General features: G+C 64.7%; 20 protein-coding genes. 15 read left to right on the forward strand and 5 right to left on the reverse strand.

What is annotated here, in order from left to right:
* The first annotated feature begins 270 nt into the window (after positions 1-270).
* From EEB18_RS07630 to EEB18_RS07670, 9 genes are read left to right on the forward strand one after another with little or no spacing between them, the layout of a single operon-like run.
* Complete coding sequence (locus tag EEB18_RS07630; RefSeq protein WP_187139058.1) at positions 271-1473, forward strand: cytochrome P450; 1203 nt, start codon at positions 271-273, stop codon at positions 1471-1473.
* Positions 1473-2612, forward strand: a complete 1140-nt coding sequence (locus EEB18_RS07635; protein WP_187139059.1) for a serine hydrolase domain-containing protein — start codon at positions 1473-1475, stop codon at positions 2610-2612. The genes EEB18_RS07630 and EEB18_RS07635 overlap by 1 nt, the downstream gene beginning before the upstream one ends.
* Positions 2609-3859 (forward strand): cytochrome P450, encoded by a 1251-nt coding sequence (locus tag EEB18_RS07640; RefSeq protein WP_056344087.1) that lies wholly within the window; start codon positions 2609-2611, stop codon positions 3857-3859. Before EEB18_RS07635 ends, EEB18_RS07640 begins: the two co-directional genes overlap by 4 nt.
* 12 nt (positions 3860-3871) lie before the next feature.
* Entirely contained in the window at positions 3872-4036 is a 165-nt protein-coding gene (locus EEB18_RS07645) for a rubredoxin (RefSeq protein ID WP_187139060.1), read from the forward strand.
* A gap of 3 nt (positions 4037-4039) precedes the next feature.
* Positions 4040-5620 carry a GMC family oxidoreductase gene (locus tag EEB18_RS07650; RefSeq protein WP_187139061.1) on the forward strand — a complete coding sequence of 527 codons (1581 nt, stop codon included), beginning with the start codon at positions 4040-4042 and terminating at the stop codon, positions 5618-5620.
* On the forward strand, positions 5610-6671 hold the full coding sequence (locus tag EEB18_RS07655) for a phosphotransferase (RefSeq protein ID WP_187669093.1): 1062 nt from the start codon (positions 5610-5612) through the stop codon (positions 6669-6671). Before EEB18_RS07650 ends, EEB18_RS07655 begins: the two co-directional genes overlap by 11 nt.
* A gap of 19 nt (positions 6672-6690) precedes the next feature.
* Positions 6691-7437 carry an SDR family oxidoreductase gene (locus EEB18_RS07660; protein ID WP_222943150.1) on the forward strand — a complete coding sequence of 249 codons (747 nt, stop codon included), beginning with the start codon at positions 6691-6693 and terminating at the stop codon, positions 7435-7437.
* A 35-nt stretch (positions 7438-7472) separates the two neighbouring features.
* On the forward strand, positions 7473-7922 hold the full coding sequence (locus EEB18_RS07665) for a cupin domain-containing protein (RefSeq protein ID WP_187669094.1): 450 nt from the start codon (positions 7473-7475) through the stop codon (positions 7920-7922).
* A gap of 3 nt (positions 7923-7925) precedes the next feature.
* Positions 7926-8627 (forward strand): nitroreductase, encoded by a 702-nt coding sequence (locus tag EEB18_RS07670; protein ID WP_187139064.1) that lies wholly within the window; start codon positions 7926-7928, stop codon positions 8625-8627.
* A 13-nt stretch (positions 8628-8640) separates the two neighbouring features.
* On the opposite strand, the gene EEB18_RS07675 is transcribed toward EEB18_RS07670, so the two are convergent.
* The 4 genes from EEB18_RS07675 to EEB18_RS07690 form a co-directional block, all read right to left on the reverse strand.
* Complete coding sequence (locus EEB18_RS07675) at positions 8641-8871, reverse strand: biotin/lipoyl-containing protein (protein WP_187139065.1); 231 nt, start codon at positions 8869-8871, stop codon at positions 8641-8643.
* A 12-nt stretch (positions 8872-8883) separates the two neighbouring features.
* Complete coding sequence (locus EEB18_RS07680; RefSeq protein WP_187139066.1) at positions 8884-9894, reverse strand: alpha-ketoacid dehydrogenase subunit beta; 1011 nt, start codon at positions 9892-9894, stop codon at positions 8884-8886.
* A complete protein-coding gene (locus EEB18_RS07685; protein WP_056344113.1) occupies positions 9891-10880 on the reverse strand; it encodes a thiamine pyrophosphate-dependent dehydrogenase E1 component subunit alpha in 990 nt (329 codons plus the stop codon). Before EEB18_RS07685 ends, EEB18_RS07680 begins: the two co-directional genes overlap by 4 nt.
* Before the next feature lie 86 nt (positions 10881-10966).
* Positions 10967-11851: a FadR/GntR family transcriptional regulator gene (locus EEB18_RS07690; protein ID WP_187669095.1), complete on the reverse strand. Its 885-nt coding sequence runs from the start codon at positions 11849-11851 to the stop codon at positions 10967-10969.
* Between the two features lie 100 nt (positions 11852-11951).
* Between EEB18_RS07690 and EEB18_RS07695 the strand changes: the two genes are divergently transcribed.
* From EEB18_RS07695 to EEB18_RS07710, 4 genes are read left to right on the forward strand one after another with little or no spacing between them, the layout of a single operon-like run.
* Positions 11952-13295, forward strand: a complete 1344-nt coding sequence (locus tag EEB18_RS07695) for an aromatic ring-hydroxylating oxygenase subunit alpha (RefSeq protein WP_187139068.1) — start codon at positions 11952-11954, stop codon at positions 13293-13295.
* A complete protein-coding gene (locus EEB18_RS07700; protein ID WP_187139069.1) occupies positions 13292-14938 on the forward strand; it encodes an FAD-binding protein in 1647 nt (548 codons plus the stop codon). Before EEB18_RS07695 ends, EEB18_RS07700 begins: the two co-directional genes overlap by 4 nt.
* Positions 14939-14948: 10 nt before the next feature.
* Positions 14949-15521 (forward strand): nuclear transport factor 2 family protein, encoded by a 573-nt coding sequence (locus tag EEB18_RS07705; protein ID WP_187139070.1) that lies wholly within the window; start codon positions 14949-14951, stop codon positions 15519-15521.
* A 21-nt stretch (positions 15522-15542) separates the two neighbouring features.
* A complete protein-coding gene (locus EEB18_RS07710; protein WP_187139071.1) occupies positions 15543-16550 on the forward strand; it encodes a zinc-dependent alcohol dehydrogenase family protein in 1008 nt (335 codons plus the stop codon).
* A 24-nt stretch (positions 16551-16574) separates the two neighbouring features.
* Here EEB18_RS07710 and EEB18_RS07715 read toward each other — a convergent pair whose 3' ends face one another.
* On the reverse strand, positions 16575-17498 hold the full coding sequence (locus tag EEB18_RS07715) for an SDR family NAD(P)-dependent oxidoreductase (protein WP_187139072.1): 924 nt from the start codon (positions 17496-17498) through the stop codon (positions 16575-16577).
* A 137-nt stretch (positions 17499-17635) separates the two neighbouring features.
* Here EEB18_RS07715 and EEB18_RS07720 point away from each other — a divergent pair, with 137 nt between their 5' ends.
* Positions 17636-18760, forward strand: a complete 1125-nt coding sequence (locus EEB18_RS07720; RefSeq protein WP_187139073.1) for a hypothetical protein — start codon at positions 17636-17638, stop codon at positions 18758-18760.
* Between the two features lie 3 nt (positions 18761-18763).
* Positions 18764-19792 carry a phosphotransferase family protein gene (locus tag EEB18_RS07725; RefSeq protein WP_187669096.1) on the forward strand — a complete coding sequence of 343 codons (1029 nt, stop codon included), beginning with the start codon at positions 18764-18766 and terminating at the stop codon, positions 19790-19792.
* Position 19793: the final 1 nt, after the last annotated feature.

Below are 19793 nucleotides of genomic sequence, written 5' to 3' on the forward strand. Positions count from 1 at the left end.
AGTCAATCGAAAACGTGATAATCAGATAACTAAGTCACTTGATTATGCAGCAGCCTAGGCGCAGGTTTGTCGGCGCCGGATTCGGGGAAAGCCAGACAGGCCGCCCTTGCCCCTTCGGCAACCGATGGCCACCCCGGGAGCGGCCAAAAACGAATTGACAAATTATGTCCAAACGTCAGAACTGTGGATGACCCGCCTCTTTGGGCGCCATAAGACTTAGAACAAACGACGGTCTCCAGGACCGTATCAATGGGATGAGGAGAGCGAGCGATGCCGCAGACAGTCGCGGTCCCCGACAATGTGCCGCCCGAACTGGTGGTCGATTTCGACTTCTACACGCTCGCCGGCAAGGCCGAGGATATCCAGCTCGCCTGGGCCGAACTCCACAAGGGTCCCGACATCGTCTGGACCCCGCATTATGGCGGTTATTGGATCGCGACGCGCGCCGCCGACATCCAGGTGATGCAGGTCGATCACGAACATTTCAGCCACAATGAGTTCGACATCCCGCTCAACCCAGGCCGGATGAAATCGATCCCGCTGTCGCTCGATCCGCCCGACCACACCCCCTATCGCAAGCTGTTGATGACCGGCTTCACCCCGCAGAAGGTCCGCCAATATTCCGAAGTCGCGCGCGAGACCGCGCAGGAACTGGTGGCGACACTCAAGCCGCGCGGCGAATGCGAATTCATCGACGATTTTGCCAAGGTGCTGCCGATCAACGTCTTCCTGACGATGATGGGCCTGCCGCTGAGCGATCGCGACTTCCTGTTGCCGCGCGCCGAAATCGCGGTCCGCAGCAACGACATCGAGCTCAAGGCCCGGACCCAGGGCGAACTCGCCGGCTATCTGATGGGGCATATCGAGGACCGCAAGGCGAACCCGCGCGAAGACCTGCTCGGGATGATCGTAAACGGCGAGGTCAGCGAACGGGCGCTGACCCCGCACGAGATCATGGCGATGTCGCTGCTGGTGCTCGTCGGCGGGCTCGATACGGTCGCGTCGCAGATCGGTTTCGTCGCGCATTTCCTGGCGAAGAACCCCGGCCATCGGCGCGAACTGGTCGAAAATCCGAAGCTGGCGCAGGTCGCCTGCGAGGAATTCCTGCGCCGCTACGGCCTGCCGAACACCGCGCGGCAGCTAACCGAAGACTATGACTATAAGGGCCTGAAATTCAAAAAGGGCGATATGATCCAGATGCCCAAATGCCTCTATGGCCTGGACGACCGGATCAATGCCAACCCCGAGGTCGTCGATTTCCACCGCAAGCCGTCGGAGATCAAGCACGCCGCATTCGGCGCGGGGCCGCACGTCTGCCCCGGCAATGTGCTGGCACGGCGCGAACTGATCATCTTCCTCGAGGAATGGCTGCCCGCGATCCCCGATTTCGAGATCGACCCCGACCGTCCGCCGGTCTTTGCCGCCGGCAGCGTCAACGGCGTCGACAAACTCTATCTGAAATGGGCGGTGTGATGGCCATCGACGACAGCGGCGTCCGCGCCGCGATCCGCGCTGCGATCGATGCGGGGCATGAAGAGGCGGTGCATGTCGTCGCCTATCACAAGGGCGCCAAGGTGCTGGACCTGTGGGATGGCCTCGCCGACCCCGCGTCGGGGCGCAAGGCCGACGCCGACACCTTGTACAATGTCTATTCGGTAACGAAGGCGGTCGCCGCGACCGCGCTGCATATCCAGGCCGAGCACGGCCATATCGATTATGACGCGCCGATCGCCGATTACTGGCCTGAATTCGCGCAGAACGGCAAGTCCGCAGCGACGGTGCGCCACGCTCTCACCCACCGCGCCGGCGTCCCGCTGATGCCCGAAGGCGTGACCCCCGAGGCGATGTGCGACTGGGAGTATATGACTGGCGCGATCGCCGCGATGGAGCCGCTCGCGCCGCCGGGCGAGAAGACACTCTATCAATCGATGACCTTCGGCTGGATCATCGGCGAGATCGTCCGACGCAGCGACCCCCAAGGCCGCGACTTCCGCCAGTTCGTGCTTGACGAGATCAACGCGCCGCTCGGCCTGAAGGACCTGTGGATCGGCATCCCCGACACGGTCGCCGATCGCGTAGCCGTCATGTCGAACCGCAACGAGAATGATCCCCCGCCCCCCGCCGCGACGCTTTATGCCCGCTCGATGCCCGCCTCGGTCGACCTGGTGCCGCCGGTGTTCGCGCGGCCCGAGGTGCAGCGGGCGTGCATCGCCGGGGTCGGCGGCATCTTCAACGCCCGCGACGAAGCGCGCTTCTGGGCGATGCTGGCGGGCGGCGGCGCACTGGACGGGGTGCGCCTGCTGTCCGCCGACCGCGTCGCGGGCTTCTCCACGATCCGTGACAATGGCGACGAACCCGACCCGGTGATGTTCGGCATTCCGATCCCGATCAGCACCGGCGGATACTGGCTGGGCGGCCACCGCGTCAGCGGCCCGCGCGCGATCTGGCATCCCGGCGCCGGCGGCTCGATCGGCTGGGCCGACCCCGACCAGCACCTCGCCGTGGCGATCTGCCACAACCGCATGTTCAACGCGCGCGACCCGCAGGACGACCCGATCCTGCCGATTTCCAAGGCCGTGGTCGCGGCGCTCGGCCTGGAGTGGAAATCATGACCGCGATGCCCCGTCTCGAAGATCTCGAGGACAAGAGTTTCGACCCGTTCCTGGTCGAGAAATTGTCGACGGGCAACTGCCCCGATCCCTACCCGCGCATCCACGAGCTGATGGCGCAGGGCGCGGTCGTCGAGGGCAGCTATCGCATGCAGTTCACCGACGTTCCCGACGCGCAGATGGGGCATCTGCCGCAGGTGATGGTGCTGGGGTACGACGCGGTGATGAAGGTGCTGACCCAGCCCGAAATCTTCACCAACAAGGAAGCGTTCCGGCGCAACCTCGGCCGCTCGTTCGGCAACACGGTGACGGTGATGGATGCGCCCGAACACACCCATTACCGCAAGATATTCCAGAAGGCGTTCCTGCCGCAGATCGTCACCCAATGGGGCGAGACGGTGGTCGATCCGGTGGTCAACCGGCTGATGGGCGAGTTCGTCGGGCGCGGCGAAGCCGATTTGATCGAGGAATTCACCCACCATTATCCGTTCCAGGTCATCTATGCGCAGGTCGAGCTGGAACCCGATCAGGCGCCGGTGTTCCACAAGCTGGCGATCGCGCAGATCCTGTCGTCGATCGGCCTGCCGCAAGGTCCCGAGGCGAGCACGAAACTCGGCACCTTCTTTGGCGCGCTGCTGGCGCGCAAGCGCGAGAATCCCGGCACCGACCTGATCAGCCACCTCGCCACGGTCGAGGTCGGCGGCGAGCGGCTGCCCGACGATGTGCTGATCTCCTTCCTTCGCCAGCTGATGAACGCCGGCGGCGACACCACCTATCGCGGCACGAGCGTGTTGTTGACCGGCCTGCTAACGCATCCCGAGCAACTGGCCGCGGTCGCCGCCGACCGCAGCCTGATCCCGCAGGCGATCGACGAGGCGCTGCGCTGGGAAGGGCCCGTGACCTCGACCTTCCGCTATGCGGCGCAGGATAGCGAGATCGACGGCATAACGATCAAGGCGGGGACCTTCATCAACCTGGTGCTTGCCTCGGCCAACCGCGATCCGCGCAAGTTCGAAAATCCCGACAGCTTCGACATCTTCCGCAACCGCAGCACGCGCCACATCGCCTTTGCGAGCGGCCCGCATCTGTGCATCGGGCAGCATCTGGCGCGGGTCGAAATGACGCGCGCGCTCAATGCGATCTTCGACAGGCTGCCGGGCCTCCGGCTCGATCCCGACAAGCCCGGCCCCGATATCCGGGGACATTTGCTGCGCGTACCCGAGCATCTGTGGGTCAGGTTCGACAGCTAACGGAGACGGCCCATGAAGAAGTGGATGTGCATGAACTGCGGCTGGATTTACGAGCAGGAACACGGCGACCCGGCGGGCGACATCGAACCCGGCACGGCGTGGGAGGATATTCCCGACGACTGGAAATGCCCCGACTGCGGCGCGGTGAAGGCCGAATTCGACATGGTCGAGATCTGAGCGATGGGACCGTTCGACTATATCATCGTCGGCGCCGGATCGTCGGGCTGCGTGCTCGCCGAACGCCTCAGCCGCAGCGGCCGCCACAAGATTTTGGTGATCGAGAGCGGCCCGGTCGATTCCAGCCCGCTGATCGACATGCCGCGCGGTTTCGGCAGGACGCTGATGGATCCGAAGCTCACCCATGCCTATGTCGCGAAGAAGACCGGCGGCCATAACGAGCCCGAATATTGGGTGCGCGGCAAGGCGCTCGGCGGATCGAGTTCGCTGAACGGCATGGTCTATGTCCGCGGCCAGCCGAGCGACTATGACGAGTGGGATTGCGAAGGCTGGCGCTGGGCAGACCTCAAGCCGCATTTCAAGGCGCTCGAAAATCATGAACTGGGCGCATCCGATATGCGCGGGACCGGCGGTCCGCTGAACATCACCGTCCACCCGACAAAATTGCCGGTGCTCGAGGCGATGATCGCGGCCGCCGCCGAAATGGGGGTGCCGACCGTCGACGACCTCAATTCGCTCGACAGCGCAGGCTTCGGCTATCAGCCGCGCAACATCTGGAAGGGCAAGCGCCAGAGCGCGGCGAAAGTCTTTCTGCGCCCCGCGATGCAGCGGCCCAATGTCACGGTCGTGACCGACACCGATGTGCTGCGGCTGACGCATGAGGGCAGCCGGATCACCGGCGTGCGCATCCGCGACGCTTCGGGCGAACGGGATATCGCCGCGCGCGAAGTGATATTGAGCGCCGGCGCGCTCAACTCGCCGACACTGCTCCAGCGGTCAGGCATCGGCCCCGCCGCCCATCTGAAAAGCGTCGGCATGGAGGTGCTCCACAACGCGCCGGGGGTCGGCCACAATATGCGCGAGCACCGCCTGCTCCGCGCGCAATACCGGCTGCGCGGCGGCAGCGAGAATTCCTCCTTTCAAGGCCTCGGCCTCTATCTCAGCGCGCTGCGCTATTTCCTGTTCAAATCGGGACCGTTGACGTCGGCGGCGTTCGAGGTCGGCGGCTTCATTCGCACCGAGCCCGGCAGCGGGCGACCCGACGCCCAGCTCGGCATGGGGCCGATGTCGATCGACAGCCGCACCCCGGGCCTGTCGCTCCACGATTTCCACGGCGCGATGTGCGGCGGTTATGTGATGCGCCCCGAAAGCCAGGGCAGCATTTTGATCGCGGGGCCGGATATCGCGACGCCGGCGATCATCGATCCCAATTATCTGGCGACCGATTACGACCGGCGCGTGTCGGTCGCGCTGTTCCGCGCGATCCGCAACCTCTTCGCCCAGCCGGCGCTCGCGCCGTTCGTCGTCGCCGAGGTCGACCCGAGCGCCGGCATCGAGACCGACGACGAGATCATCGACGCCTATCACCGGATCGGCGGCAGCGGCTATCACGCGGCGGGCACCTGCCGGATGGGCACCGACGACGCGTCGGTTGTCGACACCAGCCTGCGCGTTCGCGGTGTGTCGGGGCTGCGCGTCGTCGATATCTCGGTGATGCCGTCGCTGGTGTCGGGCAACACCAATGCGCCCGCGATGGCGATGGCGTCGCGCGCCGGTGAGCTTATCCTCGCCGATGCCGGCTAGTATTGCGATGCGGGTTCCTGACAATCTTGCGGAGGTGACGCCCGCCTGGCTGAGCGAGGCGCTCGCGCCGCGCTTTCCCGGAGTACGGATCGACCGGGTCGATACTGTCGATCTGATCCACGGCGCCTGCACCAAGATACGACTGGCGGTCCATGGCGACCGCCCCCACCTGCCCCCGACGATGCTGATGAAGGCGGGGTTCGAGCCGCACAGCCCCGCCATGCGCAAGATGCACGTCAACGAATATCACGCCTATCACGACCTGATGCCGACGACCGGGCTCAACGTCCCCGATTGCCTGGCCGCGGTCATCGACGACGAAGGCAAGGCGCTCGTCATCCTCGAGGATCTGTGCCGGCGCGACGTGCGTTTCCTGTCGTTGCAAGAGCCGGTCGGCTTCGACCTGGCGAAGGCGTTTCTGTCGGGCCTCGCCAAGCTCCACGCCCGATGGTGGAATGCGCCCGAGCTCGCGACGCGCTTTTCGTGGGTGCCGGGCACCAGCGAAGAATCGATGGCGCATTATTTCGGCCTGTTGCTGACGCCCGACCAGTTTCAATCCTATGCCACCGCACCGCGCGGGGCGGCGATGCCGCGCATGCTACTCGATCCGCCGCGCATCCGCGCCGCGCACCGGGCGATGCGCGCGGCGCACGAAACGCAGGCGCGGGTCATCAATCATGGCGATATGCACCTCGGCAATCTCTACGTCGATGCCGACGGCACTGCTGGTTTCCTCGATTCACAGCCGCGTCTCGGCGCCTGGTCGATCGACGTCAGCTATTTCCTGATCGCCGGGCTCGACCTCGTCGACCGGCGACGCTGGGAAGCCGCGTTGCTCGACCATTATCTCAATTGCCTGAAGGATCATGGCGTGGCTCCGCCGTCGTTCGACGACGCGTGGGCCGCCTATCGCCGCGACGTCGTGTGGGGCTTGCTGATCTGGATGCTCAACGGATCGCATTTCCAGACCGAGGCGAACAATACCGCCGCCGCGACGCGCTTCGCGATGGCGATGGTCGATCTCGACAGCTTCGGCGCGCTCGGTGTTTAGGGCACAGCGCAATATTCTGGTGACCGGTTCGGCGCGCGGCATCGGCGCGGCCACCGTCCAATGGCTGCGCGAGGAAGGGCACCACCCGATTGGGCTCGATCTCGACGATGCCGACATCATCGCCGATCTCGCGACACCCGGCGGCCGGGCGGCGGCGCTGAAGGCGGTGGGCGAGCGGAGCGAGGGGAAATTGCACGGCGTCATCGCCTGCGCGGGACTGGCCGGTGCCGACACCGCGGCGATGGTCGGGGTCAATTATTTCGGCACGATCGCCTTGCTCGAAGGCGTGCGCGAACTGCTCGCAGCGGCCGAAGCCCCGCGCGCGGTTGCCGTCTCCTCGTCCTCGATCATCCTCGGCCATGATGAAGACTTGGTGGAAGCCTGCCTTGCGGGCGACGAGACGCACGCCCTGCATCTGGCGGCGAAAGAACCGCGGCTGGTCTATGCCTCGACGAAGGTCGCGTTGAGCCGCTGGGTCCGACGTCACGCGATCCGTCCCGAATGGGCAGGCGCGGGCATCCTGCTCAACGCGGTGGCGCCCGGCACGGTGCTGACCCGGATCACCCGGCCGATCCTCGCCACCGAAGAGGGGCGCGCAATGCTGGCCGAAGCGACGCCGATCGCGGTCGATCGCTATGCCGAAGCCGAAGACATCGCGCCGCTGCTCAGCTTCCTTTCCGGTCCCGACAATCGCTATATCGTCGGGCAAACGATCTTCGCCGACGGCGGCAAGGACGCCATCCGGCGCGGCGACCGATTGCCGTGACCGGCGAGGCGCAGCGCACGGGTCATCGCCGCATCGTGACCGGGCTCGATCCGACGGGGCGGTCGTGCATCCTGTTCGATGGCCCCGGGGGCTTCGTCACCGCAGCGGCAGGTGTCCGCGTCACATCGCTGTGGCAGAGCGACCGGTCGCCGGCGGACAACAGCAGCGACACCGACGCAGCCGACGCCGCCTATTCTTTCGCCTTTGCTCGGGGCGGCACCAAGTTCCTGATCGTCGAATTCGATCCGGGCGACGGACTGCTCGGACCCGGCATGCACGCGACCGACACGCTCGACTATGGCGTCATGCTGGCGGGCCGGATCACCCTGGTCACCCAGACCGGCGAAGTCGATCTGGTGCCCGGCGACCTGATCGTCGACCGCGGCGTCCTGCACGCGTGGCGCAATCGCGGGCCAGAGATCGCAAAGATGATTTTCGTCAATATCGACGCGGCGCCGGTCGGCGCCGGCGCAACGGTGGATTAAGCAATGGAAGACAGAGCAGCGCTGGCGCAGGCGTATAGCGAGGTGGTCAACGGGCGGCGGAGCATTCGCGGCTACAAGCCCGATCCGGTACCCAGGTCGCTCATCGTCGAGATATTGGAGCTGGCGATGCGCTCGCCTTCGTCGCTCAACACCCAGCCGTGGAATTTCTATGTCGTGACGGGCGAGCCGCTGGCGCGGATTCGCGCCGGGAACACCCAGCGCAATCTCGATCGCATTCCGCACACCCGCGAATTCCGCAGCATGGAGAATTACGACGGCGTCCACCGCGAACGCCAGGTCGGGGTGGCCAAGCAATTGTTCGGCGCGATGGGGATCGAACGCGACGACAAGCCGAAGCGCAAGGATTGGGTGCTGCGCGGCTTCCGGCAATTCGATGCACCGGCCTGTATCGTCGTCACCTATGACCGGGTGCTGGTGGGGAGCGACATCGCACCCTTCGATTGCGGCGCGGTCGCGACGGCGATCGTCAATGCCGCCTGGTCGCGCGGGCTCGGCTGCGTGATCAACAGCCAGGGCATCATGCATTCGGCGGTGGTGCGCGCCGAGGCCGGGATCGCCGACGACCAGACGATCATGATCTGTATCGCGATCGGCTGGCCCGACGAGAGCTTCCCCGCCAATGCCGTGGTCTCGACGCGCAAAGCCGTCGAGGACGCGGCGACCTTCGTCGGGTTCGACGACTGAGCGCCGCGCCCCGCTAGCCGATCTCCGCGATCAGATCGCCGACCTCATAGGTTTCGCCGACTTCGCCGATGATCCGGATCTTGCCGCTCGCGGGACTCTCGACCTCGTTCGTCGATTTGTCGGCCTCCAGCGCATAAAGCGGCTGGCCTTCGGTCACGTCGGCACCGTCCTCCACCATCCATTCGGCGAGAATGCCTTCGTTCATTGAAAAGCCGATTTTCGGTATGGTCACTTGCACAGCCACTTGGGGGCCTCCTTAGCTGACGATGTCTTTGATGGCGGCGAGGATCGTGTCGGTATCCGGCGCATAGGCGGTTTCGAGCGGCCGCGAATAGGGCACCGCGCTGAACGCGCCGCCGAGCCTTTTGACGGGTTTCTTGAGCGCGCCGAACAGTTCCTCGTTGATCACCGAGGCGATTTCGGCGCCGGCGCCATGCTGCTTGACCGCTTCATGGACGACGATCACCCGACCGGTCTTGCGCGCCGATGCCAGCACCGTCTCACGATCCCACGGCGCGATGGTGCGCAGATCGACCACCTCGACCGAAATCCCCTGTTCGGCCGCCTGATCGGCGGCGGCGCGAGCCAGCACCGCCATGCGCGCATAGGTGACGATCGTCACGTCGCTGCCCTCGCGCTGCACCGCGGCCTTGCCCAGCGGGACGCGGTGGCTGCTGTCGGGCAGTTCGAACGCCATCGGGGTCCGGTATGTCGGCAGGTTCTCGATGAAGATCACCGGATCGGGATCGTCGATCGCCGCGCGGAGCAGGCCATAGGCGTCCGCCGGCGTCGACGGCGCGCAGACCTTGATTCCCGGCGTGTGCGCGAACCAGGCCTCCAGATAATCGCAATGCTGGCCGCCCGAACCGAAGCCCAGCCCGGTCATCGTCCGGATGACGATCGGCACGCTCGTCTGCCCGCCCGACATGAAGCGCAGCTTCGCGGCATGGTTGACGATCATGTCCATCGCGACGGTCGTGAAGTTCATCAGCATGATCTCGGCGATCGGCTTGTAGCCGCCAAGGCTCGCGCCGATCGCGGCGCCCATGATCGCCTGTTCCGAAATCGGCGTCGAACGGACACGGTCGTCGCCGAAGGTCGTGGAAAGCCCCTTGGTGATCTTGGCGATGCCGCCGCCCTCGGGATCGGCGAGGTCTTCGCCCAGCGTGATCACCGTCGGATCGTCGGCAAAGGCGTCCTGATAGGCTTTCGAAATCGCCTCGATGATGGTGACTTTCGGCTTCGCCGCCTTTTCCGCCGCGCTCATGCTGCGATCTCCTGCGCGAATACGTCGAAGCGCAAGGAGTCCCGTTCGGGCCAGGGCGAGGCAAGCGCATATTCGATCGCATCGTCGATCTGTTTCTCGATATCCGCCTCGATCGCCGCCAGTTGATCCTCGCTCGCGATTCCGTCGGCGAGCAGGCGCGCACGGAGGCGGGGAACGGGATCGGCCTCGATCGCCTCGGCTTTCTGCCCCTTGGGCATATAGCTGTCGTCGTCGCCGAAGGTGTGGCCATGGAAGCGGAAGGTCATGCATTCGAGCAATGTCGGACCTTCGCCGGCGCGGGCGCGCGCAACGGCTTCGGCAAAGGCCGAATACATCGCCTCGGGATCGTTGCCGTCGACGCGGACGCCCGGGATGCCATAGCCTTCGGCGCGGCCGGCGATATTGCCGCCGGCGGTCATCTTTTCGAAGGTGGTATGCTCGGCGAACAGATTGTTCTGGCAGACGAAGATCGTCGGCAGTTTCCAGACCGCCGCCAGATTGAGCGCCTCATGGACGGCGCCGATATTCGACGCGCCATCGCCGAAGGTGCAGACCGAAACCCGGTCGCTCTTGTCGAGTTGCGCCGCCCAGGCGAGACCGTTGGCGATCGGCGCCGACGATCCGACGATGCCGGTGGTGACCATGATCCCCTTCGGCGGATAGGTCAGGTGCATCGGCCCGCCCTTGCCCTTGCACGAACCGGTGGTTCGCCCAGCCAGTTCGGCCCAGAGTTCGCGTAAGGGAAAGCCCTTGCCGAGCATGTCGTGGATGCCGCGATAGATGGTACACAGCTTGTCGTCGTCGCGCAGCACCTGCCCCATCACCGAGGGAATGATCTCCTGCCCGCGATAGGAATAATAGACCATCGCGATCTGACCCGAGAGAATCACCTTCCGTGCACGCTCGTCGTTCGCTTTCAGCAACGCGGCGCGTTGATAAATCTCCAGCAATACCGCTGGATTCGCCACAAACTGCTTGCTGGCCATCGATCACACTCCCTGAGACAGTCGTTTATCAGTGCAATCAGTTATATAATTACACTGCTTCTGTCGAGAGTGATATGCGAGGAATTTCAGTCGATCAGATCGACCACCGAATTGGGGCCGACCTGCGCCAGCCACACTTTGCCCGCCGCGACCATATGCGCCTTCCAATGTTCTTCGGCGCCGGCGCCATCCCTGGCTTCGATCAGATCGACAAGCTTGGTATGCGATTTCAGGCCGAACCGGAGCTGTTTCAGCGAAATTTCCGGGTCGACCGAATTGCGCCGCTGCGCCAGGTTCAGATGTTCATTCACCAGACCGCTGAGCGCGTGCGAGAACATGATCAGCGTCTTGTTGCCGGCGAGGTCGATCATCGCCCGGTGAAATTCGGCGATCATCGACGTGATCGCGAACCGGTCCTTGATATGGCTCATTTCGCCTTCGATCATCGCGCGCAGGATCGGCACCGCTTTTTCGCTGTTGCGCTCGGCCACCAGCCGCGCCGCGGGCGGTTCGATCAGGGTGCGCATCTCGTAAAGGTCGCCGATGGTGACGCCCGTCGCCTGCAAGGTGATCCCGGCGGCGCGTTCGATCATCACATAATTGGGCGAACTGACGCGCGCGCCGCCCCGCGCGCCGCGCGCGACGGTCACCAGCCCCTCCGATTCGAGAATACGCACCGCCTCGCGGATCGTCGGGCGCGACACTTCGAATTCGGCAATCAGATGCGATTCGGCGGGAAGCGTATCGCCATCGACGAGTTCGCCGCGAATGATGGCGTTGCGGATTTGTTTCGCGACCAGTTCGGCGGTCTTGGGAACGCGAACGGCCGCCGCATTGCTTCGATTGCCGACGGGTATTGCGACAAAAGCGTTAGACAAGTTTAATTCCTTTATGGGGTTGGGCGCCTTTTGCCCCGAAACCGCGCGCCGCGCAAGCTTAGCCGGATCGACTCGCCTCTTGCAAACAGTCATATTACCTAGTTAGATGATAAGGTGCACGTCGGCGCGCGATCGGCATTGCGGAACGCGAGCCCATTCAGTACACTGAATGGGCATGAGGAGAGGAATTTCGATGAACGTTCAGACCAAGGACGGACTGCAGCAGGATGGCGCGGGCTATGTCGTTGCCGCCGATCACTATATTTCCCCCGAATTCGCGAAAATCGAGGCGGAAAAGCTGTGGTATCGCGTCTGGCAGATGGCCTGCCGCGAGGAGGAAATTCCCAACGTCGGCGATTATTATACTTATGACATCGTCGACCAGTCGATCATCGTGATCCGCGTCGCCGCCGACGAGATCAAAGCCTATTACAATGTCTGCCCGCATCGCGGCCGCACGATTACCGAGGGATGCGGCCACGCCGCGCGCCTGTTCTGCAAATTCCATGGCTGGTCGTGGAAGCTCGACGGGACGATCGCCAAGGTCGTCGATCGCCATGAATGGCCCGAAGAATCGCTGACCGACGACGACCTCAACCTGGTCCCGGTCAAGGTCGGACGCTGGAGCGGCTGGGTCTATATCAACATGGACCCCGACAGCATCAGCCTGGAGGAGCATCTGGCGCCCGCGAAAGCCTATCTCGACCCCTATGATATCGGCGGGATGAATTATCACTGGCGCAAATCGACGATTTTCGACTGCAACTGGAAGGTCGCGCTCGAAGCCTTCAACGAAGGCTATCATGTCCAGACGACGCACAACCAGATGCTGCGCTACATGGACGACTGGACGCAAAGCTATGCGCGCGGGCGCCATTCGCACTTTGGCTATTGGGAATCGATGCCGATGGGTTCGCGTTCGGCCCGACTGACCGATGGCAAGCCGACCGAGGATATCCGCCCCGGCATCCGCGACTATATGGAAGATATGGCGGCGACGCTGAATGCCGGTTCGTCGGTGCAGACCGTTTTTGCCGCGCGGCGTGTCGAACAGGAAGTGCCGCCGGGCACCCCGCCGATGGAGGTGCTCGCCAAATTCGGCCAGTATATATACGAAAATGCCGCCTCGCAGGGCCTGCAATGGCCGAGCATCACGCCCGAGCAAATGTATGCCGCAGGCGTCGACTGGCATCTGTTCCCGAACCAGATCATGCTGATGGGTCCCACCGGCCTGCTCGGCTATCGCGCGCGTCCGTTCGGGAACGACCCCGACAAATGCGTCTGGGATGTCTATTCGCTTCAGCGCTACCCCGAAGGGCAGGTGCCGAAGGTCGAGCATGAATGGAGCCAGGATCATAGCGACGTCGATTTCTGGGGCCTGATCCTGACCCAGGACTATCAGAATATGGGCCAGGTCCAGAAGGGCATGAAGTCGAAGGGCTTCAAGGGTGCCAAGCCCAATCCGCGCCAGGAAATTGCGGTCATCAACTTCCACCGCAGCCTCGACGACTTCGTCGAGAATGGATACGCCCAGTGAGCGGGTGGGACGAGAGTGCCGATTTCATCGTCGTCGGCAGCGGCGGCGGCTCGATGCTCGCCGCGATCGCCGCGGTCGATGCCGGAAAGAAACCGCTGATCCTCGAAAAGACCGACCGGGTCGGCGGCTCGACCGCGCTGTCGGGCGGGGTTTTCTGGATTCCGAACCACCCCTTACAGGCGCGCGAAGGCATCGACGACAATGCGGACAAGGCGCGCACCTACCTCGATTCGGCGGTCGGCGACGTCGGCCCGTCGACGTCGCGCGAGCGCAAGGACATGTTCCTGAAAATGGGTCCGCGAATGGTCGACTATCTCGAAGCAAAGGGCATGCCCTTCGTCCGCTACGGCGGCTGGTCGGACTATCATGACGATCTGCCTGGCGGGCTGGCCGAGGGCCGCTCGCTCGGCGTCGAAATCTTCAACATCAAGACGCTCGGCAAGGAATGGTATCCGAAGCTTCGCCGCGGCGAATTCGGCATTCCCGCCAAGCGCACCGAAACCAAGCATCTGACGCTGATGAAGGTGACCTGGGCCGGCAAGCTCGCGATGGTGAAGATCGGCCTGCGCCTGATACGCAACAAGATCCTCGGCATCCACCAGGTCGGCTCGGGCGCCGCGATCCAGGGGCGGATGCTGAAAATGGCGCTCGACCACAAAGTCGATATCCGCACCGATTCGGGGGTCAGCGATCTGGTCGAACAGGACGGCCGCATCGTCGGCGTGGTGACCGAAAAGGATGGCAAGCCCTGGCGGATCGAGGCGCGTGACGGCGTGCTGATCAACGCGGGCGGCTTTGCCCACAACGCCGAGCTCCGCAAGAAATATGGCCCGCAGCCCTCGTCGACCGCCTGGACCAACGCCAATCCCGGCGACACCGGCGAAATGATCGAGATCGCCCGCGCGCATGGCGCGGCGCTCGACCTGACCGATCAGGCGGTGTGGATTCCGACCTCGGTCCCGCCCGACGGCGCGCCGTTGATGAATGTCCCCGACCTGCCCAAGCCGCATTGCATCCTGGTCGACAAGCTGGGCAAGCGCTTCCTCGACGAAGCGCAATCCTATATGGCGAACGGGCAGGACTTTTACGCGCATGGCGCGGTGCCCGCTTATGCGATCATGGATGCGTCCTATTTCAAGAAATACAGCTGGGGCTTTCGCATGGGCGCGATTCCGCAGGTCTGGTACGACAGCGGCTTCCTCAAACAGGCGGCGAGCCTGCGCGAGCTCGCGGCGCTGCGCGGGATCGATCCCGACGGCCTCGAAGCGACGGTCGAGCGCTTCAACGGGTTCGCCCGTGTCGGCAAGGACCCCGATTTCGGCCGCGGCGACAAGGCCTATGACCTCGTCTATGCCGACCGCACCCACAAGCCGAGCCCGACGCTGGGCGTCATCGAACGGGCGCCCTTTTATTCGATCGAGGTGTTTCCCGGCGATGTCGGCACCTTCGGCGGCATATTGACCGACGAATATGCGCGCGCGCTGCGCGACGACGGCAGCGTGATCCCCGGCCTCTATGCGACCGGAAACTCGACCGCCTCGGTGATGGGCAAGACCTATCCCGGCGCGGGCGCGAGCATCTCGCCGTCGTTCATCTTTGGCTGGGTGGCGGCGCAGCATGCGCTGAACCGCCTGCCGAACTGAGGAGCCGGATATGGAACCCTCCGTCGAAGCGATGGTGCGCGAACTCTACGACAAGCAGAAGATCCGCGAGGTCGTGACGCGCTATTGCCGCGGGGTCGACCGCATGGACCGCGACCTGTTCCTGTCGGCCTATCACCCCGACGCGGTCGACGACCATGGCTTCGTCGTCGCCGGGCCGGAGGAATTCTGGGCGTGGGTGAACCATTATCACACCACCGCCCAGGCGACCCACCAGCACATCATCACCAACCACAGCTGCGAGCTCGACGGCGACACGGCGCATTGCGAAACCTATTGGATGTTCGCCGCGCTCGATCCGAACGGGCAGAATCTGACGATCGGCGGCGGGCGTTATGTCGACCGCATGGAAAAGCGCGGCGGCGAATGGCGCATCGCGGCGCGCAAATGCGTCCCCGACTGGGGCGGCCAGCCGGTGGCGACGCAGATCAGCCCGGCGGCGCGCGCGATGCTGGCCGAGAGCGGCACGACCGCGCGCGATGCCAGCGACTGCTCGTACGAGCGGCCGCTGACGATCCCCGAGGAGCGGATCGGCATCAACGTCGATATTCTCGCCGGCACCTGACGCAGCGGCCGGGTCCCAGCGATGAAAGTCTATCGCCTCCGCGATCACGGGTCGCTCGACAATCTGGCGATCGAGGACGCGCCGGTTCCCGAGATCGGGTCCCACGATGTGCTTGTCCGCATCCGCGCCGTCGCGCTCAACGCGCGCGACCTGATGATGGTGTTCGGCCCCTCGCCCTACGGCCCCAAGCCGGGAATCATCCCCGGGTCCGACGCCGCGGGCGAGGTCACCGCCTGCGGATCGGCGGTCACCGACGTCGCGATCGGAACGCGGGTCGTCATCCCGTTCCGGCCGGGCTGGATCGGCGGTCCCTTCAATCCTGCGGCGATCGCGACCGACCTCGGCGGCGCGGTCGACGGCGTCCTTGCCGAGCAGGTCGCGGTGGCGGCGCGCACCGTGGTTCCGATCCCCGCTTCGATGTCGTTCGAACAGGCCGCGACGCTACCGTGCGCCGGCGTCACCGCCTGGGCCGCGCTCGATCGCGGCGCGCCGGTCGGCCCCGGTCACAGCGTCCTCGTCATGGGCAGCGGCGGGGTTTCGCTGTTCGCGCTGCAGATCGCGCGCGCCAGGGGATGCCGGGTGATCGCCACGACATCGAGCGAGGCCAAAGCCGCGCGCCTGCTCGGCATGGGCGCGAGCGACGTCATCAATTATCGCGAATGCCCCGACTGGGACCGGCGGGTTCTGGAACTCACCGACGGGCGCGGGGTCGATCGTGTGGTCGAGGTCGGCGGCGCGGGCACCCTGCCCCGCTCGATGGCGGCGCTGGCGCCCGAGGGCGAGATTGCACTGGTCGGCCTGCTCGACAATCCGATGAGCGCGATCAGCCCGCTGCCGCTGATGCGGACGATGGGCACCATCCGCGGCATTTCGGTCGGATCGCGCGCCGATCTCGTCCGCCTCGTCGATTGCGCGGCGCAAAATTTCGCGCCGGTGATCGACCGCGTCTTCGATTTCGATCAGGCTCGCGCGGCGCTGGCTCATCTCGCATCGCGAACCCATTTCGGAAAAGTGGTGATCCGGGTCTGAGCGACGCGGACCACCTTTTCCTCCCTATTTCCCGGTAAATCGGTTGCGGATGTCCCACGTCAGCGCGCGCGTCGTGCCTTCGCTGCACAGGCCCTCGAAGGTCCAGCCGTCGACCGCGAACTGGCTGCGGACATATTCGGGTTCCTGCACCAGCGCGACATGGCCACCGTTGATGAAGAGTTCGCGTCCGTTGAGGTTTTCCGACAGGTCGGAACAGAGCCAGGCCGCGACCGCGGCGACATTCCACGGGCGGCCGTCGGGGCCGCTGTTGCCGATCCAGTGGTTCGACAGCGGCGGAATCTTGAGCGTGTTCATCGCATAGCCGAGCGTCTCGTACACCTCGGGGATATTCATGTTGCTCGGCCCCGAAATCGGGCGGATGACGTTGGTGCGCACCCCATATTCGGCCAATTCGCGCGCGACGGTGCGCGACATGCCGACGACACCCTCTTTCGCGGCGCTGTAATTGGCCATGCCATAATGGCCAAAGCCCGAGGGGGAGGCGAAGTTGACGATCGCGCCGCCCTGTTTCTTCAGATGCTCGGCCCCGGCGCGGATCGTCGCGAAATAGCCCTTGAGGTTGACCGCGATGACGATGTCGAAATCCTCCTCGCTCATCTCGGTGATCCGGCGCGGACGGATGATGCCGGCGTTGTTGATCAGATAATCGAGCCGCCCGAAATGGTCGATCGCGCAATCGACGACCGCCTGGCCGCCCGCCATCGACGCGACGCTCGAGGTGTCGGCGACCGCCTCTCCACCTGCGGCCTTGATCTCGTCGACGACCTGCTGCGCGAAACTGGCATCGCCGCCGCCGCCCTGCGGCCCGCCGCCCAGATCGTTGACGACGATCTTTGCCCCCTCGCGCGCCATCAGCAGCGCGGTTTCGCGCCCGATTCCGCGCCCGGCGCCGGTGATCACGGCCACCCGGCCGTCATATTGTCCCATATCCTGCTCCCTACTTGTGTTCTGTATCGATTCCCGATTAAAGGTATATAGGTTTTATACGATTGTGAGCATGATTCAACCGGACTCACGATCGCCGGACGGCCTCATATGACAGGGGCTGCCGATGGGAGAGATGCATGCTGAGCGCGTTCGACGATTACCCCTATCACCAGATCGCCGACCATTTCGACTGTGCCGGCAGCAGCGACCATCGCTTTTTCGACCGCTATTGGTGGGTCGCCTATGATCCCGAGAATCGCGCGCAGGTGAACTCGGGCCTCGGCGTCTACAAGAATATGAATGTGCTCGACGGCTTCGGGACGATCCTGCTCGACGGGCAGCAGCATAATCTGCGGACGTCGCGCGCCTGGCGCCCGAATGTCGGCCGGATCGGCGCGGGGCCGCTCGACTATATCGTCAAGGAGGGGCTCAAGAGCTTTCGTCTGCTGCTCGAGCCGAATGATTTCGGCGTGTCTTTCGACATGCATTGGGAAGCGACGCTGCCGGCGTTCGACGAGCCGCATCACCGCCGCCATATCAACGGGGTGCTGCACGAGGACTATCGGCGCTATTATCAGTTCGGGAGGGTCAACGGCTGGGCGGAGGCGCAGGGGACGCGGATCGAGATCGTCGACTGGTTCGGCTTTCGCGACCGATCCTTCGGCGTCCGCCCCTCGGTCGGCGGTCCGCCGCCGCCGACTCCGCCCGCGCCGGTCGCGGGCGGCCGCGTGACGTCGGTGATTTCGGGCATGGCTTTCGCCTGCGACGACGGAACCCATGGCAGCGTCCAGATCCAGGAGGACGATAGCGGCCGCACCGTCTATTCGGGCGGCAAGTTGGTGCGGCGCGACGGCGACGGATGGCGCGAGATGACCATCGACGGCGCGACGGTCGATATCGGCCTCGTCCCCGGCACGCTGAAACCGACGGCGCTGAATTTCGATTTCACCGCCGGCGGCGACCGGTATGAACTGCGCGGCACGCCGCTCTCGGACGGTTTCGTCTATCAGGGCTATGGCTATTACAACGGCTATTGGGACCAGCGCGGGCTCGGCGCGTGGCGCGGCGACGGCATCGTCGAAGGCGAGACCTATGATGTCAGCGATCCGTCGAGCGTGCGCGACATCAGCGGTCGTGTGACCTTTCCGGCCGTCCTGCCGCACGAATATCCGCTGGCGATCACCCTCAACGGCGCCGCCGGCATGGCCGATTCGATGGTCGGCTTTACCGGCCCCCACCCGCGCTACCGGCCGCAGGGATAATCGATGCCCCTCTATCAACCCCTCAACGAGCCGCAGATGACGGCCTATTTCCAACAGCTTTTCCCGGATCGGTCCAAGGCGCGCCTCGAAACGGTCAAGCGCTCCTATCCCGGCATGTCGCGCGAAACCTGGTGGGTCACGCTCGCCTGGGACGCCGACGGCGAAAAGGGCCGCGAGAAATTCGTCGTCCGCCTCGATCCGCCCGGCGGCTGCATGTCCGACAGTCCGCTCCGCGACGAAAGCGAAGTGTATCGCCTGCTCCATGGCACCGCGGTGCCCGTGCCGCGCCTGGTGGTGCACGAGGACCGTCCCCAATGGCTGCTTGAGGGACGCGAATTCACGATCCGCGAATGGATCGATGGCGAGATCGAGCCAGCCTGTCTTCGCGAGACCGGCGACGAAGCCGAAGCGGCGAAGATCGGCATCGTCAAGGAACAGATGGACAAATTGGCCGCGCTCCACGCACTCGACTGGGACGCGATGGGCTTCGGCCAGCTGCTGCCCATTCCGTCCGACCCCGAGAATTGCGGTAAGGACGATGTCGTCCGGCATCTCGAGATGCTCGACCGCCACGCGCAGGAGCCGCTTCCGGGCCTGCGCGAAATCGGTCGCTGGCTGCTCGACAACCCGCCCCCCGCCCCGGCGCGTATCGTCCTGCGCAAGGAGAACAACGGCATCGGCGAAGAGATTTGGCAGGACGGCAGGATCGTCGGCATGTGCGACTGGGAGGGCGCGAGCCTGGGCGATCCGGCGCTCGACCTGGCCGTCGCGATGGGGACGACCGCCAAATTTTGGGACGAGGATGCCGCGCTCGCCTATTACAACAGCGTCGCGCCGCACCCGGTGACGCAGGAGGCGGTCGGCTGGTACCGGCGCTTCTGGGGCTACAAGGGCGCGTGCGCGTTGCACTCGGCCTTGCGCAACTACAATGACGGCCGCGACCGCCGCGTCCAACTTCTTACGCTCGGTTGCCTCTATCCGGTGATGATCCAGGCCAACCTGTCCGCCGCCGCACAGTTCGGGAAGGGTTGAG

The organism is Sphingopyxis sp. OPL5 (assembly GCF_003797775.2).
In the GTDB taxonomy this organism is placed as follows: domain Bacteria; phylum Pseudomonadota; class Alphaproteobacteria; order Sphingomonadales; family Sphingomonadaceae; genus Sphingopyxis.

Coding starts and splice junctions, on each gene's coding strand:
- EEB18_RS07645 (WP_187139060.1), top strand. CDS start 3,872: ATGAAGAAGTGGATGTGCATGAACTGCGGCTGGATTTACGAGCAGGAA.
- EEB18_RS07650 (WP_187139061.1), top strand. CDS start 4,040: ATGGGACCGTTCGACTATATCATCGTCGGCGCCGGATCGTCGGGCTGC.
- EEB18_RS07715 (WP_187139072.1), bottom strand. CDS start 17,498: ATGGGACAATATGACGGCCGGGTGGCCGTGATCACCGGCGCCGGGCGC.
- EEB18_RS07695 (WP_187139068.1), top strand. CDS start 11,952: ATGAACGTTCAGACCAAGGACGGACTGCAGCAGGATGGCGCGGGCTAT.
- EEB18_RS07720 (WP_187139073.1), top strand. CDS start 17,636: ATGCTGAGCGCGTTCGACGATTACCCCTATCACCAGATCGCCGACCAT.
- EEB18_RS07655 (WP_187669093.1), top strand. CDS start 5,610: ATGCCGGCTAGTATTGCGATGCGGGTTCCTGACAATCTTGCGGAGGTG.
- EEB18_RS07710 (WP_187139071.1), top strand. CDS start 15,543: ATGAAAGTCTATCGCCTCCGCGATCACGGGTCGCTCGACAATCTGGCG.
- EEB18_RS07725 (WP_187669096.1), top strand. CDS start 18,764: ATGCCCCTCTATCAACCCCTCAACGAGCCGCAGATGACGGCCTATTTC.
- EEB18_RS07680 (WP_187139066.1), bottom strand. CDS start 9,894: ATGAGCGCGGCGGAAAAGGCGGCGAAGCCGAAAGTCACCATCATCGAG.
- EEB18_RS07630 (WP_187139058.1), top strand. CDS start 271: ATGCCGCAGACAGTCGCGGTCCCCGACAATGTGCCGCCCGAACTGGTG.
- EEB18_RS07690 (WP_187669095.1), bottom strand. CDS start 11,851: ATGACTGTTTGCAAGAGGCGAGTCGATCCGGCTAAGCTTGCGCGGCGC.
- EEB18_RS07635 (WP_187139059.1), top strand. CDS start 1,473: ATGGCCATCGACGACAGCGGCGTCCGCGCCGCGATCCGCGCTGCGATC.
- EEB18_RS07640 (WP_056344087.1), top strand. CDS start 2,609: ATGACCGCGATGCCCCGTCTCGAAGATCTCGAGGACAAGAGTTTCGAC.
- EEB18_RS07670 (WP_187139064.1), top strand. CDS start 7,926: ATGGAAGACAGAGCAGCGCTGGCGCAGGCGTATAGCGAGGTGGTCAAC.
- EEB18_RS07705 (WP_187139070.1), top strand. CDS start 14,949: ATGGAACCCTCCGTCGAAGCGATGGTGCGCGAACTCTACGACAAGCAG.
- EEB18_RS07685 (WP_056344113.1), bottom strand. CDS start 10,880: ATGGCCAGCAAGCAGTTTGTGGCGAATCCAGCGGTATTGCTGGAGATT.